The 16796-nt window shown below is 39.0% G+C and carries 19 protein-coding genes; 3 read left to right on the top strand and 16 right to left on the bottom strand.

From position 1 onward, the window contains the following. Positions 1-71: 71 nt before the first annotated feature. The 13 genes from MHI22_RS02565 to MHI22_RS02505 form a co-directional block, all read right to left on the bottom strand. Positions 72-755, bottom strand: a complete 684-nt coding sequence (locus MHI22_RS02565) for a hypothetical protein (protein WP_340810959.1) — start codon at positions 753-755, stop codon at positions 72-74. Beyond that, positions 752-1246, bottom strand: coding sequence for an ECF transporter S component (locus MHI22_RS02560; protein ID WP_058845017.1), 495 nt, complete (start codon positions 1244-1246; stop codon positions 752-754). Before MHI22_RS02560 ends, MHI22_RS02565 begins: the two co-directional genes overlap by 4 nt. A gap of 31 nt (positions 1247-1277) precedes the next feature. Continuing rightward, the gene (locus MHI22_RS02555) at positions 1278-1670 is read right to left on the bottom strand and encodes a bifunctional adenosylcobinamide kinase/adenosylcobinamide-phosphate guanylyltransferase (RefSeq protein WP_340810958.1); all 393 of its coding nucleotides are present in this window, start codon (positions 1668-1670) and stop codon (positions 1278-1280) included. After that, on the bottom strand, positions 1622-2218 hold the full coding sequence (locus tag MHI22_RS02550) for a histidine phosphatase family protein (RefSeq protein WP_249645782.1): 597 nt from the start codon (positions 2216-2218) through the stop codon (positions 1622-1624). The genes MHI22_RS02555 and MHI22_RS02550 overlap by 49 nt, the downstream gene beginning before the upstream one ends. Next, positions 2191-2967, bottom strand: a complete 777-nt coding sequence (cobS, locus tag MHI22_RS02545; RefSeq protein ID WP_340810956.1) for an adenosylcobinamide-GDP ribazoletransferase — start codon at positions 2965-2967, stop codon at positions 2191-2193. Before cobS ends, MHI22_RS02550 begins: the two co-directional genes overlap by 28 nt. 21 nt (positions 2968-2988) lie before the next feature. After that, complete coding sequence (locus tag MHI22_RS02540) at positions 2989-3564, bottom strand: bifunctional adenosylcobinamide kinase/adenosylcobinamide-phosphate guanylyltransferase (RefSeq protein WP_340810955.1); 576 nt, start codon at positions 3562-3564, stop codon at positions 2989-2991. 13 nt (positions 3565-3577) lie between these two features. After that, on the bottom strand, positions 3578-4186 hold the full coding sequence (locus MHI22_RS02535; protein WP_249645785.1) for a histidine phosphatase family protein: 609 nt from the start codon (positions 4184-4186) through the stop codon (positions 3578-3580). Then, on the bottom strand, positions 4183-5277 hold the full coding sequence (locus MHI22_RS02530; protein ID WP_340810953.1) for a pyridoxal phosphate-dependent aminotransferase: 1095 nt from the start codon (positions 5275-5277) through the stop codon (positions 4183-4185). Before MHI22_RS02530 ends, MHI22_RS02535 begins: the two co-directional genes overlap by 4 nt. Then, entirely contained in the window at positions 5264-6220 is a 957-nt protein-coding gene (cbiB, locus tag MHI22_RS02525) for an adenosylcobinamide-phosphate synthase CbiB (RefSeq protein ID WP_249645787.1), read from the bottom strand. The genes MHI22_RS02530 and cbiB overlap by 14 nt, the downstream gene beginning before the upstream one ends. Next, positions 6220-6900, bottom strand: a complete 681-nt coding sequence (locus MHI22_RS02520; protein WP_340810952.1) for an adenosylcobinamide amidohydrolase — start codon at positions 6898-6900, stop codon at positions 6220-6222. The genes cbiB and MHI22_RS02520 overlap by 1 nt, the downstream gene beginning before the upstream one ends. 203 nt (positions 6901-7103) lie before the next feature. Further along, complete coding sequence (locus tag MHI22_RS02515; protein WP_036117327.1) at positions 7104-7289, bottom strand: hypothetical protein; 186 nt, start codon at positions 7287-7289, stop codon at positions 7104-7106. 102 nt (positions 7290-7391) lie between these two features. Beyond that, positions 7392-8753, bottom strand: a complete 1362-nt coding sequence (locus MHI22_RS02510; protein WP_036117325.1) for an aspartate kinase — start codon at positions 8751-8753, stop codon at positions 7392-7394. 620 nt (positions 8754-9373) lie between these two features. Next, complete coding sequence (locus MHI22_RS02505) at positions 9374-10126, bottom strand: glucose 1-dehydrogenase (protein ID WP_036117323.1); 753 nt, start codon at positions 10124-10126, stop codon at positions 9374-9376. Positions 10127-10329: 203 nt separating this feature from the next. Between MHI22_RS02505 and MHI22_RS02500 the strand changes: the two genes are divergently transcribed. After that, entirely contained in the window at positions 10330-10941 is a 612-nt protein-coding gene (locus tag MHI22_RS02500; protein WP_036117321.1) for a TetR/AcrR family transcriptional regulator, read from the top strand. Between the two features lie 43 nt (positions 10942-10984). Here the strand turns inward: MHI22_RS02500 and MHI22_RS02495 are convergent, their stop codons facing one another. Further along, entirely contained in the window at positions 10985-11443 is a 459-nt protein-coding gene (locus MHI22_RS02495; protein WP_036117320.1) for a VOC family protein, read from the bottom strand. Positions 11444-11554: 111 nt separating this feature from the next. Between MHI22_RS02495 and MHI22_RS02490 the strand changes: the two genes are divergently transcribed. After that, positions 11555-12502, top strand: a complete 948-nt coding sequence (locus MHI22_RS02490; RefSeq protein WP_340810951.1) for a helix-turn-helix transcriptional regulator — start codon at positions 11555-11557, stop codon at positions 12500-12502. Between the two features lie 147 nt (positions 12503-12649). Here MHI22_RS02490 and MHI22_RS02485 read toward each other — a convergent pair whose 3' ends face one another. After that, on the bottom strand, positions 12650-14128 hold the full coding sequence (locus MHI22_RS02485; RefSeq protein ID WP_340812691.1) for a type IA DNA topoisomerase: 1479 nt from the start codon (positions 14126-14128) through the stop codon (positions 12650-12652). Positions 14129-14885: 757 nt separating this feature from the next. After that, positions 14886-14984, bottom strand: a complete 99-nt coding sequence (locus tag MHI22_RS23355) for a topoisomerase C-terminal repeat-containing protein (protein ID WP_445299960.1) — start codon at positions 14982-14984, stop codon at positions 14886-14888. A 108-nt stretch (positions 14985-15092) separates the two neighbouring features. On the opposite strand from MHI22_RS23355, the gene MHI22_RS02480 reads away from it, so the two are divergent. Beyond that, positions 15093-16709, top strand: a complete 1617-nt coding sequence (locus MHI22_RS02480; RefSeq protein WP_340810950.1) for a hypothetical protein — start codon at positions 15093-15095, stop codon at positions 16707-16709. Positions 16710-16796: the final 87 nt, after the last annotated feature.

Genomic DNA, 16796 nt, shown 5'->3' with positions numbered 1-16796 from the left:
AATAAAGCTGCGTTTTCCTGGCCATGCTCCTTGCATTTACTTAGGATGACCATTGCTCGAAGCAAGCCCTGTTACAGTGTAGTGATGTGTAGTTTTTCGAAGTTTCGCAGGAAAAGCTTTTGTGCCTGTTGCTCTTTATTAGGATCAATGCCTAGCAAAATGACCGTGCAGGGCCCTGCGGATTTTGTACAATCAACAGAACTTTCAACACGCTGCCCCCTAAATAGACGGGCGAATTCTCCTTGCAGCCCCTTTGATCCAACGGGCCATACTTGCTGAACCATTTCCGCTCGCCATGCCTGAAAAATTGGCTGCAACTGTGCAACATCTTCAGGCTGCGCCAACACTTCCTCGCCCACAAGTGGCAAGCCATAGGTGTACCAGCTAAGCTGTTCATGGTCAAATGCACAGCGCTGTTGGCTCTCCCCTAGCATCGTAATAGCTAAACCTGACTGCAGTGTGGGCATATTGGATTCTGTACTACCTGCAATGGCTGGACATGTAAGACCCGCCTCTTCAAACACTTGCTGAATGCCTTTCTCATAGCGTGACCATGCGGCATCACCAGAAAAATTAGCAAGTAGTATTTGGATGGGCAATGCCTGCGCGGCAAGCTGCTCTAAAAACGATACACGTGCCGTCATATAGGCTGTCAATTGATCGGATGCAGACACAATATCCTGAGGTTTTTCCCCAATGGCTGCCGCATTATCCATTGTCGCAACCAACGAGCCTACTTTCATCGCATTTCTCACTGTACACGACCTTCCTTACGCACAAAAACCTTTGACAAAACGGGCATAACTACAGCGACAATCACTAAATTGATTACCGTTGCCATCAGAATACTCCCTAACGCTCCCCAGAAAAATGCTGGGCTAATAATAAAATAAAACGGAAGTGGCGCCACAATGCCGTTTAATACTAGGGCAACGGGCCATTTCCAAAAATGCATGCCTTTTTTATGCATCACACCAAAGATCCAGACAACCATCAACATTTCTACGGCAATTAGTAAATGTAGAGGACCTAGTGGAAATCCAGCCGTGAGCGCTGTAATAAAATGACCGATCAGCCCAGCGACACCTGCTAGTAGCGGTGATAAAAAGACAACCCCTAAAAAGGCTGGAGCCGAGTCTAGAGCCGCCGTTGAAATAAATGTTGGCACTTTAATCATTGCCCCTACAGCACAAATGGCCGCTACCATTGCCGTCAATATCCATTTCCTTAATCTTTGTCGTTCCATGCCTTTTCCTCTTTTCTATTGAGTGCTTACCTTATTTCAGCTGTTCAGCCAATCCATACCAAATTCGTACAACTTGCTCTGCTTCCTTGAACAAAGCTTGGTATAAACGACCACATGTATCTCTTAGTAGACGTGCTTGCTTTTCCATCGGCACAACACCACGCCCCATATCCGTGACAATGAGCACTAATCTACATTGTTGTTCTAATGTCTGTACTGTTGCTAGCACCGTTTGAACCACTTGTTTATCTTCCTCCAAATTTTGTGTCACGAGCCATTTTTCTAAATTTTTTATGACGAGGACATCACAGGCTGGTGCCACCTCTGGTAATTCGCCATCAAGCATTACCATCTGATGCTGTTCATACAAACCCTTCACATAGTCGGTTTTGCCGTTATAGGCGCCTCCGATAAAGACATGCATCTTGCTCCCTCCTCCCAAGCCTTTCTTGAAAACGTTAAAACAAATTGTTTGTCATGTGGCACTTGATAGGACCAAAAAGGCTGCTCTGTTGGGGCAAAAGCAACGAGTAACGCACGAATGACCCCGCCATGAACAACTAAATAATAATGATCCTCATCCTTTGGTAAATGGTTGAAGCCGTCTATAACACGCGTTACAAAATCATCAAACGCTTCGCCTTGTGGTGGGGGCGTGTGAATCGGATCGTCAAGCCATGCACAATAATGGGCATTCATTTTTAATTCCTCATAAGTTTGCCCTTCAAACGCACCAAAGTTTGTCTCACGAAAGCGTGGCTCTGTCTGGTAGCTTGCATTCGGAAAATAATGAGCCGCTGTTTCTCGGCAGCGTAGTAAATCACTGCCATAAACCTTATCGACATTCGCATCTACAACAGCAAGCTCGGTTGTCGCTGCTAATGGTGCGTCCGTCCAACCAAGATAGCGCTTTTCTAAATTTTCTTTCGTTGGTGCATGCCTCATTAAGCACACAGTAACAATGTCACCCATAGCACAACCTCCATCCCTTCAATCGATGCACCTAGTAAATCACCTGATACGCCACCAAAATTACGCAACGTAAATTGGCGAAAAATAAAAAGTGCAATGGCTAAAACGATCACTAATACAATGGGCAGCAGAAAGAACTCAGTAAAGACAAATACAGCCGTCATAGCTAAGAGGAGCGATAACAGCAACCATATTTGCAATAGCTTGGCATTAATATGAGACTTAAAAAAATAGGCAAGGCCTTTTTCCTTGGAGCAGTGGAGTGACATAAAATAAAAGCTCATACCCACCCTCGTTAGAAATGGCACATATAACACCATCCATAAAGCGAATTGCTGCTGTACAAATAGCTCATTTAGAATGACAAATTTACCCATTAATAAAAACACGACAGACAATACCCCGAATGCCCCTACACGAGGATCATCTAAAATCTCCAATCGTTTCTCTCGATCTCGATAAGAAAAATAGGCATCGCCCATATCGATAAAGCCATCTAAATGTAAACCACCTGTCCATAAAGCAAATAGCCCTATGACAATAAAAGCTAGCATCACTTCACTGCTTGCGGTCCACTGCGTGAGACTATACAGCACGGCTGCCACCGTCGTCCCCATCAAAGCCCCTATCCACGGTAAGCAAGCGAACATGCCTGTGATGTTGAACCTCGTTAATGGCAACTCTTTATGTACTGGCAAAACCGTAAAAAATTGAAATGCCAATAGCAGGCTATGCCAAAAATTTTTCATCGTCTTGCCCTCTTTCTCGATTTATTTCCACCTCTTCACAATACCGTCATTCATCTCATAGGCCTCCTGTGCCATTGCAACGAACCATTGATGGAATTGTCCGAGTGTTCGTCGGTATAATTCTACTTCATCACTATTATAAGGTGGCTCATCAAACAGTTCATTGGAGACAACAAAAAAAGTCATGTTCTTCTTTAGTAGTGACTGAATAGCCTGTTTAACAATCTGTAGCTTATTTTCTAAACACCCAGGCCGTTGTACACACGGTGTCCCACTGTCATAGCCTTCATAAAAAGCATTGGTCAGCCAAGTTGTGACGCAATCCCACAGCACCACATCCCCATCTTGAAGTGTCTCAAACACCTCTGCTATCGCATATGGGGCCTCCACCGTCAGCCATTGGATAGGCTGTGCCTGTCGATCTGCCTGATGACGATGAATCCGCTTCTCCATTTCACGATCTACAGCAAGACCAGAAGCCAAATATATCAAGCGTTTTGCAGTATTAAACTGCGCTTGATATTGCTGCATCGCTGCTTGCTCAGCAAAATGAGATTTACCACTACGCACACCACCTGTAATAAAAATGAGTGGCATTTTCAGGCACCTCCTATTGTAAATGATGCAAATTACCGATATCTTGGACAAGCCATTGTTGAGCTTGTCGTTCAATCACTGTCACACTCGTCCCATGAATATATGGCGCTGCCCACAGCTCACTAATGCTACGCTGTAAAATAGCGTTGATAATACATTTAATGGTGACGGCATGAGAGACAATGAGGATTGATTCATCCCGATATTGGGCTGCTATTTTTTTGAGTGTAAACATCGCTCTTTCTGTCACAGCGCCAAAGCTTTCGGTATGAGTAGCAATAAACTGTGCTGGATAGTTTGTATATAGCTCATAATCCAGCTTATTCGTCGCCATTATCTCCTCAATGGTATGACCTTGCCATTCCCCTAAATAGATTTCTCGTAAATCATCTTCATAGGCAATAGGCAGCTGGCGATTGGCTGTGAGAATAGCCATCGTCTCTCTCGCACGACCACTTGAGCTACAATAAGCAGCAGCAAAAGGGATTTGTTGCAGTTGCTTGTGTAGCCGTTCAGCCGCTGCCCTACCGTTTTCTGTTAATGATGAATCCAGCCACCCCTGTAGTCGTTGCTCTTGATTCCATTGTGTTTCCCCATGTCTTACTAGATAAAAAGTTGTCACTTTTCTCTCCCCTTATTTGCGCTAAACCAAGCTTGCAGACAATTATGTAAAGAAGTCATGGCCGCAATATCTTTTATTCCAATACGGAACCATTCACCCTGTAAACCTTGAAAATTTTTCGTATGACGCAGAACAATACCTTGTGCTAGACAATAGGTGAAAAAGGTATCTGCCTGCTGTGTTTTTGGTAGTGAGAAGCACACATAATTGGTAACGCTATTGGTTACTTGACAGCCATTTTCTTGTAAATAACGATGCAGCCATTCTCTTTGCGCTGTCGCATAGCTAATGGCTTGCTGACAATAATGCTGTTCATCTAAACAGCTCGCACCAATAACAAGCGCAAAGGCATTTAAATTCCAATGAGGCAGCATGTCCTTTAAAGTGCTCACAATGGAAGCATGTGCAACTAAATAACCTAGACGTAAACCTGGAATCGCATACATTTTAGTCATCGAACGTACGACAATGACATGCGGTTGTTGTGTACTATTATGAATTAGCGAATACGCCTCATCTACCCAATCCATAAAGGCTTCATCAATGACAAGCTCACAGTTAACGGCAGCTCCATGCTCTATTAAGGCAAGTAAATCTTCTTTTTTCGGCAGGACGCCCGTCGGATTATTAGGTGTACAAATATAAACTGCGTCTGCCTCTACCATTTCAAGCTGTAACTGCTCCATAGGTAATGTGTACTCGATGAAGTCTGTCACCAAAACGGGCACAATATCAGCACCCGCTGCACGCAATGTTCGCTCATATTCAGAAAAAGTCGGATGCACAATGATGACACGCTTTTTCGTATAGCGGCTTGCTAGCACACTAAAAAGCTCTGAAGCCCCGTTACCTAATAGAATCGTATCCTTTGCCACTTGATGAAAAGCTGCAACCTTCGTTAAAAAGGGCTCTCCATCAGGATCTGGATAACGTTGAATTAGCGGATAAAATGTACGCCACCGTGCCTCCACAAAGGATGGCGGTCCCGCGGCATTCACATTTTCACTAAAATCATACACTACTTCAGGCATAGTTAAGCCTAATTGCTGATACACATTATGCGGATTTGCTCCGTGATTAGGTAATGGCATAAATGAACACCTCCACTGCTAGCATGACAAGCGTAAAGAGAACTGTGGCAATACGCATATGAAGAATAGATGTAGCAATATGCTCCTTTGTTAAAGGAACTAATTTTTCTCCCATAATTGCTCGATGAGAGACAACTCCCTTATATGTATTTTTTCCACCGAGCTGTACACCGAGCTGCACAGCCGTCGCTGCCTCTAAATAGCCACTGTTTGGGCTTGGATGCTTTTTCGCATCCTGTGCCCATCGCTTTAAACGCTTGCCAAGCGAATAATTTGTTTCATTTTTTGTGCCAAGCACAATTAGCAAGCCTGTAATACGACTTGGAATAAAATTTAGCACATCATCAAGCTTGGCAGAGAACATGCCAAAGTCTTTGTATTTTTCATTTTTATAGCCGACCATCGAATCTAATGTATTGACAGCCTTATAGCCCCATAACCCAATTGCCCCAAATAAAAAGGCATAAAAGAGCGGTGCTGTCACGCCATCGCTTGTATTCTCAGAAACCGTTTCTACCACACCACGCACAATTTCATCTTCATCCAGCTTCTCGGTATCACGTCCAACAATCCACGACAGCTTGACACGCGCTTCCGCAAAATCACCTTTGACAAGCGGCTCATAGACAGCCATTGCCGCCTCCTTCAAGCTACGCTGTGCCAGTCCAATCCCAATGAGAAGCCCTTCTACTAGAATGCCAAAAATGATACTTACCTGATAACTAAGGAGCAGAATCAATGTCACTATAAACATGGTCGTCCCAACAACAGCAAGTGCCATCACCATCCCACGCAGCTTTCGCCATTTGCCCTTATTCCATAGAGCTGTTTGCGATTGAATCAAATGTCCAATCCAGCGTACAGGATGGGGAAGCTTTGGAGGGTCTCCTACTAATAAATCGAAAACAAGCCCTATGATACAGGCAATTACGATAGCAATCATCAAGCTCTCTCCTCTTTATCTTTTTTGTATTTCCTTACAGCCTCACGCATCGTTTCATAGACGCCATAGCCAATGACCTTGCCGAGCATCGTAATGGGGCCTGCATACTGATGGTAGTCCCCCTCTTCTGTGGAGGCAATTAGCAAGCTATCGGTAGAAGTACCTGTAGCTTGCGTACCTGTTGTTGGGTCTGTAATAGCTTCATCCACTAACGCCTTCACCTTGGCTTCTGTTGTTGAAATCATTGCCTGAAATAGTGCTTCATCCGATAGCTTTCCGTTGATGAGCACCCATGTATTAATCGTCCCTGCATGGTACTGCTCCTCCCGATGAAAAGCACGTGTAATATCGACCGCATTACCTAGCCCCGCAGTAATCATAATGACAAGTTGGATGCCTTCAAATGTAAAGTCGCGAATGGTCGCAAATTGGGCCTGAACGGCCGTTATCATGGCTACAGTGTTGTGGAGCGGAAAGCCCTGTGCCTGCAAAAATTGCTGTAATTCCTGATGGGGTTGCCGTTCATCATAAGTAATGGGTACTGTTCGATTCATGAGATGCGTATAATGTCCAAAGCCTGGATTATGCATGGCGGAGGATACAACCTTCATAGGTGAAGCTGTTTGAAGAGCAACATAATGATCAAATAGTTGAATATGGTCTTTCGTCAGTATAGGCATTTCATCGCCTCCTCGCACGAGATAGTTACGGAACATAAAAAAACAAATTCTTACAAAGAAGAATTTGTACTGTCGATTCTTTATTCAAATTTGAACCTTCTGAACGTATGTACAGAATAACAACTTCATAATACTCAAATTATTTATTTTCTTTGAAATTGTATCATAACTTTGGCTATTGTCACAATTCCAATTTCAAAGCGTTATTGTTGCTTTTGTTTGAGATTTTTAAAGCGGATCACAGAGCCTATAATAATAAAGACCCAGCCAATGCCAATGTAAACAATTTTCATTGTTTTGGTCGATGACGGTAAAATATCCATAATCGTTAAACAGACAAAAAGTATCCCAAGGATGGAGAAAAGCATCCCAATTGTTAAATTCTTCACGAAAAACCCTCCCAACTTATGTACGCCCTCGATTTTACCGTATTCTAAGCAAAAAGAAAACACTAATCCAAGCAAGAAACACTTGGATTAGTGATGATTGTGTCATTTTGCTTTCGCATGAGCAAAAAACTCTTCATATAATGCTTGTAAAATACGGTTTTCATATTCCTGAAGAACCCCAAATACGAGGCTGACTTCAGAAGAACCTTGATTGATCATTTCAATATTTGCGCCAGTTTCTGAAATCGCTGTGGCAGCACGGGCAGCTAAACCTGTATTATGACGCATCCCTTCGCCAACAATCACGATCATCGAAAAACCGTGACGCATTTCTACATACTCAGCATGTAGCTCTTCTTTCACACGACTAATAATACGTGCTTCATTTTCTGGAGTTAGTTGATTTGAACGCATGATGACAGAAATATCATCTAAGCCAGACGGTGTGTGTTCATAAGAAATATTCTCATCTTCTAAAATTTGGAGCAGCTTTCGTCCAAAGCCTACTTCACGATTCATCAAATATTTAGAAACATATAAAGTTGAAAAGCCACTGTCTGCCGAGATTCCTGTAACGGGACGACCTGTTGCAGGACGGCTTGGTACGATACGAGTACCTGGGGCTAATGGATTATTTGTATTTTTTATGTTAACGGGCACCCCAATCTTGTAGACAGGCATTAACGCTTCATCATGGAACACTGAAAAGCCTGCATATGATAATTCGCGCATTTCGCGATACGTAATTTCTTTAATTTCCACTGGATCATTGACAACTTTCGGATTCGCAGAGAACACACAATCCACATCCGTAAAGTTTTCGTACAGCTCCGCTTCAACGGCTGCTGCTAAAATGGAACCTGTAATATCAGAGCCACCGCGGTCAAATGTTCGCAATACGCCCGCTTTAGTGTAACCGAAGAACCCTGGGAACACAATAATTTCTTTTGTATCTTTTAAAGGGGCTAAATTAGCATACGCTTCGGGTAAAGCAAATGTGCGTTCAGGCAAATCATTGACCACTAAACCTTCTTTTGGACTAATGTAGCGTGCGGGCATACCAATGGCATTAAAGTAAGCTGCTATCAGCTTGGCATTATTATCTTCACCTGCTGCTTTAATACTATCGATGAATAATTCCACGTTCGTTTTGTCACCTTGTACACGTTCACGTAAATCTTCCGCAATTACGTCACAAATGGCATGGTCTAATCCCAAACCATCTGCAATCGCTCGAAAACGATTCACAACAGTTTGCAATTTTTCTTCCGTATTCTCATGTTGTAACGCTGCATTTGCTAATTGTATTAATAGGTCTGTTACTTTTATATCGTCATCAGAACGTTTCCCTGGTGCTGAAACGGCAACAATCTTACGTGCCGGATTAGATTTCACAATGTTTGCCACTTTTTGAATTTGTTCTGCACTTGCTACAGATGTTCCACCAAATTTACACACGATCATATCTATCAAATCCTAACTTTTCAAATTAATTGTATTCCTCCAAAAAACAATTGAATGTACACAGTGTACAAATTATCGTTTCCTACGTCAATACAATTTAAAAAATTCACGCAATTTATCGAGAAATATGGACAATTTTCGTACTGTTTGATTTATTATACGGATTTCGCATGAAATAGTTAAGGTTTTTATGAATTTTTTTTCGTGACATTCACATATTCGTGAAATTTTCCATTTTGACTTTCTTCTATATAATGAAGAAAACGCTTACTCCAACTATGATATGCACAAACAGCCACTATGTTTGTGCTATTTTATATGTAAAAAAGACGACTTGAGCAGAGTTCTAACGCTTGATTTCAGGGGCGTTATCGCTCATTCACAGAGTTTCTTGCCCTTCCGCGAGTATTCCTCTTCCTTCCGCGAGTATCCCTCTTCCTTCCGCGAGTATTCCTCCTCCTTCCGCGAGTATTTCTCTTCCTTCCGCGAGTATTCTATTAATCATTGAAGTTCTCGCTCAATTGCTTGGATGCAACACTCTTTCATGAGCAGCCGCCTTCTTCTACATAAAAAAACTAGGCTCACGTTATGTGATGCCTAGTTTTACTTGCGCTATTGAATTACATGGCTGTCCAGCCGCCATCGATCACTAGCTCTGCGCCTGTCATGAAACGAGATTCGTCAGATGCTAGGAAGACTACACCATAGGCTACATCTTCCGGTTCACCGAAGTATGGTAGTTGTGTGTAAGTTTGATAGAATGGCAGTGCGCCCCCCTCTACCATTGTCGGTGCTGTCATCGGTGTGACGATAATGCCTGGGTGCACAGAATTCACGCGAATTTTATCTTTGCCGTATTCGATAGCAGCCGATTTAGAAAGTACACGCAGCGCACCTTTTGCTGCTGTATAGGGGCTTGTACCAGCCATCCCAACGATTCCGCCAATGGAAGAAATATTAATGATTGAACCGCCGCCCGCTTTTTGCATTTCAGGAATCACGTATTTCATACCAATAACACAGCCATTCAGGTTGATATCCATAATTTTATTCCATTCAGCCATTTCCATGTCAGCCATCGTTTTTGGTGATGAAACGCCTGCATTGTTGACAAGAATATCGACTTTGCCGTAAGCCTTTACAGCCTCCGCAATTACTGCTTTCCACTCGTCTTCTGAAGTGACATTATGTGAAAGCCCCATAATCTCTCCACCATTTTCTTTAATTTCTTTAACTAAGTTATGCAATGGCTCGATTTGCACATCTGTTGCAATTACCTTTGCGCCTTCTTGTGCGAATAATTTTGCTTCGGATGCACCCATCCCCATCGCTGCTCCTGTAATAATTGCTACTTTTCCATTTAAACGACCCATAATAAAAACTTCCTTCCTTCTATATAAATGAACAATTCGTGAACACGTTAACAACCAGTTGTATTATCGACACCGTGTCGTTAATATAATTATAACTCGCTATTTAAAAAGGGCAAACAACACAAAAACCTGTTATGATGCTTACACAACATTCACAATAAATCTGTTGTTTAAATAGAAAATTTGATACAAGGAGCATAAAAATGTCGAAAAAAATGGACCCCCGCGTCATCCGAACACGCCAATTATTAAGAGATGCACTGGTGGAATTAATTGATGAACAAGGCTATGAGAAGATTACAGTTCAAGATATTACACAACGAGCCACATTAAATCGTGCCACTTTTTATTTACATTACCGTGATAAGCTGGACCTCCTCTATCAAAGCTCAGAAGAAACTTTGCATGAGCTTGTCAGTAGTATTCGTCCAAACTTTGAGGAGAAAAAGGATTTTGATTTATTACCAAATTATGACCAGCCTCACGAGACATTTATGCATTTATTTGAACAAATAGCGCTGAATAGTAAGCTTTATAAGGTTTATCTCACGGAAAAGAATATCCCTTATTTCTCTGATGGTTTGAAAAACATTATTATCAATTTCGTCTCAAGTGGCATTCAAATTATGGAGCCTAACGATCAAAAGCTAACAGTGCCCCGTGAGATGGCTGTACGGTTTTATGCCGCTGCCTTTCTTGAAGTGATTGTTTGGTGGTTGGAACATGATATGCCGTATACACCAAAATTTATGGCGACCCAGCTCATGCGTATTACCATTAAAGGGCCTTATATTGACAATCCCTTTGAAAAGTAAAGAAGATTTGGGTATAGGTTAAGCCCATACCCAAAGGACTTACCTATGCGCCATTTAGTAATCTTTCATCAAACATTAATTGTATTTGAATGCCGAACGGGTCTTCGATAATGCCATAAGCTTTACTAAAAACATTACTGGATAACGGAACAATGATTCTTACTCTTTCATCTGACGTTAAGCTCTTATAAAAATGCTCCATTTCTTCTAGGTCTGCGCTCTGTATACATAATGAGGAATGATTTCCTACTACATAGTGTTCCGTAACATCCATTGTAGCTTCTGCTAGCATTAGCTTTGTTTTGCCAATTAATAAAACAGCATGTGCTATATGCTGTTTATTTTCTTCTGTAAGACGCATTGTCTTGTCACGTTTTGCCATATCCTCATATGTCACAAGCAACAGTTCCTCCGCATTCAAATGTTCTTTGTAAAATTGGACAGCTTCTTTTGCCTTTCCGTTCATGGATAAAAAAATAGCGACTTCAAGTGTGGCACTCATCGTATCAATCTCCCTTAGTAAAATAGTTAGATAATAACTCCATTGATATTACCTAACTCTTATTTTAGAATATAAAGGTATCAAAACATGACACCTTTTAAGGAGATGACCATGAAAAAATCAGAACGACTTAATGATATGATCAGATACTTAAATGGTCGGGAATTTTTTAATTTAACAGATTTAATGACTACCTACAGCATTTCTAAAAGTACAGCGCTACGTGATGTTCATTCTTTAGAGCAATTAGGCATGCCGATTTTTGCCGAGCATGGAAGACATGGACGGTATGGCATCTTAAAAAACAGGCTATTATCCCCTATTGTTTTTACATTGGATGAGGTGTATGCTTTGTACTTTGCTATGCTAACATTAGAATCTTACCAATCAACACCTTTTCATCTAAGTGTTAATCAATTAAATGAAAAATTTGAAAGCTGTCTGTCTAAACATCAAGTAGAACAGATGCATCAAATGAAAAAAGTCCTGCAATTTGAAGCTAACCAGCATCATCATATTAGTCTTTTTTTAGATAAGATTTTAATGAGTATTCTTCATGAATATAGCTGTCAATTTCAATATCAAAAAAATAATGAGCAAAAAGATTACCATGTTCAATTTTTCAAAATATCTGCTAAATTTGGGCAATGGTATGTAACTGGCATAGAAGTGGATACGAAGAAGGTGAAGGTTTTCAGATGTGATAAAATAACGTCCATTGAAATAATAGATAGTAGCATGCACTTTTCTCTAGACGCACTAATCAATCGGTCATTAGAAATGGATCAACCAAAGAAACGTATTGCATTTGAGGTAGAAATTTCAGCACAGGCAAAGGATATTTTTTATAAAGAACATTACCCTTCTATGACACTAGAAATGGGTGATAAAACTGTGATTAAGGGCTTTTATACCCTAGGAGAAGAAACATTTATCAGCAATTATTTTATGAGGTATGGTCAGCATATTATCTCCGTGAAGCCCAAAGCATTACAACAAATGATTCAAGACCAAGTAGAGAATCTCCTTCATCACTATCAAAAATTAACCTCACATTAGCCCATAAAAAATCCCGAACTATATGATTTGAATAGCTCGGGTTTTCTGTCTATATTGCTCGATACACATAAGACCGTTAGCAAAAACTATAAAATGAATTCAATTGATCGGTTTTTTTGCACCATAGATCATAAAGCTCTCCCGCTTTTACTTTTCATTAAACTCAAATTCAATTTTCCCTTCTACCAAACGGAGTGACGCATTAAATTGTTTGCCATTCTTTGATTTAAACCCTTTCATCACAGCTGTTTTACCAATCTTACATAAATCATGAATGTTCTTCTCCGTTAGTTTTTTTCCTAATAGCCTTCCTGGAAACGTTTGCTTACAACCATTTTTATAATTCGAACAACCGTAAAAACTTTTACGCAAACCTATTTTTCCTACTTTACATGTCGGACACATCACAATATCTTTCACAACAGCTGGTTTAAACTGCTCCGCTTCAATTGTAAGTGACTCTAACTGTTTAGGCACTTCCGCTATTAATTGATTAATAAACTTGCCTATGCTTTCAATGAAATGTTTGGCTGACCCTTCTCCATGACCAATTTTATGTAAATAAATTTCCCATTTTGCCGTCATCGATGGACTTGACAGTAATGTTCCTTCAATTGCTCGACATAAAAGCGCACCCTTAGACGTAATACTCACGATATTTTTTCGTACTTCAATAAATCCATGCTTTTTAATCGTCTCGATAATGCCACTACGAGTTGCTTCCGTCCCAATACCTTCAATCGACTTCAGCACCTCGATTTCCTCTTCATCCTCAACCGATTTACCACATGTTTTCATCATCGTAATGAGTTGACCTTCTGTATAAGGCTTAGGAGCCGTTGTCGTGCCTTCTAAAATAGAAACCTTACTTTGTACCATCTCATCTTGGAAAACAACAGGTAACGACTCTTCACGCTCCTGCAACTCTTTCTCATTTGAAAACAATTCTTTCCAACCTTTTACAAGCTCTGTTTTCCCTACCGTTTTAAACGCAACGTTTTTGACATTCGTTATGATCGTTTTTTCGTCGTATTGATAATCTTGGTGAAACATAGCGAGTGTCGTATTGACGATTTCAAAATAAATATTTCGTTCATCCGCATTCATGGATTGTAACGCTTTTTCTGTCGGCACTTTTTTCGTTGGGATAATAGCATAGTGCTCCCCAACGTTGGCACTATCGACGTAGCGTTTGTTATTCCCTCGGTTGATTGCATGAAATGACTTTCCCACGAGCTGCTGATAGTTGGCCAATGAGTCATTTAAATAGGCAAACTCATGATGTGTAATGAGCTGAGAATCAGTACGTGGATAAGAAACGAGCTTTTTCTCATAAAGTGATTGCGTAAGTTTCAACACATGCGATGGACTGTATTTCCAACGCTTATTGGCAGCAGCTTGTAATGTTGATAACGCATGTAGTTTAGGTGGTGCGATCCGCTTCTTTTTATTCGTTATACTTGTAATTAGACCCGTATCCAGCGGTTCAATCCCATGCTGTTGCAATAATTGCACAGCCTCTGCACGCTCTTTCGTTTTTAAATTTGCCTTCCCTTTATATATACCATTTTGTGCTTTGAAAACCCCTTCAATTTCATAAAATTTTTCAGGCTTGAAATGTTCGATTTCCTGTATACAAACATTAACAGACTTGGGGATGTTCTATACCTATTATACGACAAGGTATATCTAATTTGTTAGTTCCCCATCGTTTCTACTCGATTTTAAATGAAATTGATCCATCCAATTCTTGATGTTGTTATGAGAATTTCCTATATTAAGCACTCTACTACCGCTTTTTTATCCGGAAATGTTATATTCATTAATCTCACTGAACATAATTACATTTTTTAAGATTGATTTACACGCCTTCCTACTTAGATTTTACGGTTAAGATACATAAAAAGCGAAAATGCAATACGTAATGGCAAAGAGTCGAAAATTGGAAATATCAAGATACTTTGTAATTTAATAGTCAATGAACTTTTTACATTTTCACTTCTAGGGAGACCGATGCCAAAAGTTTTATTCACAAAATTGATTGATAAACATATAAATAGTGGCGAATACGGAATAACGCCTATCATTAATAATACTTCTAAGCTTTCTTTAGCATTTTATGAATAGGGGAAAGTAAGAACAACAACCAGCTCCATAATTATTAGTTATTCTTCAATTATTTGCAAATTACAAATAACTTTGTTAGGAAAAAGCTCAAGCAAATTGATGGTTAACAGATTTTCTATATAGTCCTCTAGCTCTTTTACTGACAGGGTACGAATTTTTACTACACTTTTTAAATTTTCATTTTTTAACACTATCTCTAGAAACAATTATTCACAATATAAAAAGCTGTTTGTACGAATACAAACCGCCTTAATTATTATTTTTTATTTACATTAAAATCAAATTCAATTTTACCTTTAACTAAACGAAGTGCAGCACTAAACTGTTTCCCACTTTTAGCTTTAAATCCTTTTATCTCTAAATTTAGATATCTTTCATTTTTACATTTTCTAATTCAACCAAAATAAGTGTTATATACAAATAAAAATAAATATGGTTAAATTTTACCAAGGAGGCGAAATTAATGATTAAAAAAATCGGTATCGTGGGACGTGCTCGTGTAGGGAAAAGTTTATTATGTTCAAGATTTTGTGAGGATTCAAATTTGATTAGACAACACTTCGCATCAGATGGAGGTGATTTCACTAAAATTAATATTCAATATGTTTTAAATAATAATCTTTCATCAGAACAACAAACTATTCGGTTTATTAGTCCTAATTCATCTTTAAATGGGATTAGATATCCTTTAACGGAGGAAGGATTAAAAGACTTTGAATATCAAATTACACATAATAATACCTTCTCAAAACTTTCTTCAGAAAATGCTGGAGAAAATAAACAATTAGATCCAAAATTGGACGTAATTGAAATTAATTCTCGACCTAGTCAATTAGCCACAGAAATCATGGGGAATAGAATCCAAAGTCTAATTATTACTGACACTCCCGGGGTATCGGGGAATGTTGAAGGGTTAGAAAATATTAATGATGCTGATTTATATCTGTTTATGATGCGATCAGATAACCTTTCTGAATATGAAAAGTCAGTAAAAAAAATGGAACCGATTATAGGTGGCGCACGAGTACTATTCATTTATAATATTCGTGATGAAATATTAGATGATATAGATTATAAAGAAACGCTCAATACTACCATTAAAGCAATGAAAGATTTTGAAAGTAAATTAGCGATTCTAAAAACAAACTCTATAATTGAAAATAGCATTGAATTACTAAATCCTATAAAATCCGTAATACCTATGGGGAATTTCCATAAAAAAAGAGTAAATTTTGCCGAGCAAAAGTTTAACCAAGAACTTCAAACTAGGTTACATAATATGCTTGAGAAACCGTTATATAAACAAGAAGAAAACGTATTAAAAACCGAACTCCAAAATCAAATTTTAGATAAAGGTTACATTGTAGAATTTACTAATAAAATAATCGATGATTTTCATCTAATTAATATTTCAAACAAGCCTACTTACAAAAATCATTATTTACATCATGAAAGTCATGATAGAGTTATGTCTAGAGATAATTATCGTACTTTGTATGATGTTAATTTCAATAAGGGAATTTTGTTGAGTAAACTACATGAATATTTTAGTAAATTAAGTGTAAACTTAAATTCATACAGCAACGTGCCTGCACAGCTACAAGAATTAATAATAAAATATACTTATAGTAGATTATCATTAGCTATTAAAAAAGATTGTGGTCATACTTTAGGACATCATTTTGAATCTAATCCACCTGTTACTATGTGGGCTCAAGAAGCTATACTTGCTGAAGAGATTATTTCTAATAGTGCATTAATCAACTCTTCAATTTACACATCAATTTTCAAGAAGAACGGAATAACTTCAGCATCTTGGAGTAGCGTTAAATTTTGTACAATAGAGCATGAGGAACACGGCGGCTTCTGTAAGGAAAAATTAAATATCATAATGAATAGTGATTTAAATAGAGTGGCTTCTACAAATAGTCAGGAATTAATTCTAAATTCATATAATTTAGCTTTATTTTTATTAGGAAAATTAGCAACTCTAAAGACTATTTACGATTTCCTAGGGATTAGTTTAAATGAGAGTAAATTACTATCTGGGACTATACGTGCAACTACCATTCACAATTAATGAAACGAAGTGAAATTATAATATTATTGGAATTAGCTTGCTTTATATGAAAATACTCTTCTATCTGAAATATTTTGGGATAGAAGA

Origin of the sequence: Lysinibacillus sp. FSL L8-0312, from assembly GCF_038003285.1 — a bacterium.
Lineage (GTDB): Bacteria > Bacillota > Bacilli > Bacillales_A > Planococcaceae > Lysinibacillus > Lysinibacillus fusiformis_D.
This window is presented reverse-complemented; position numbering and strand designations above follow the sequence as displayed.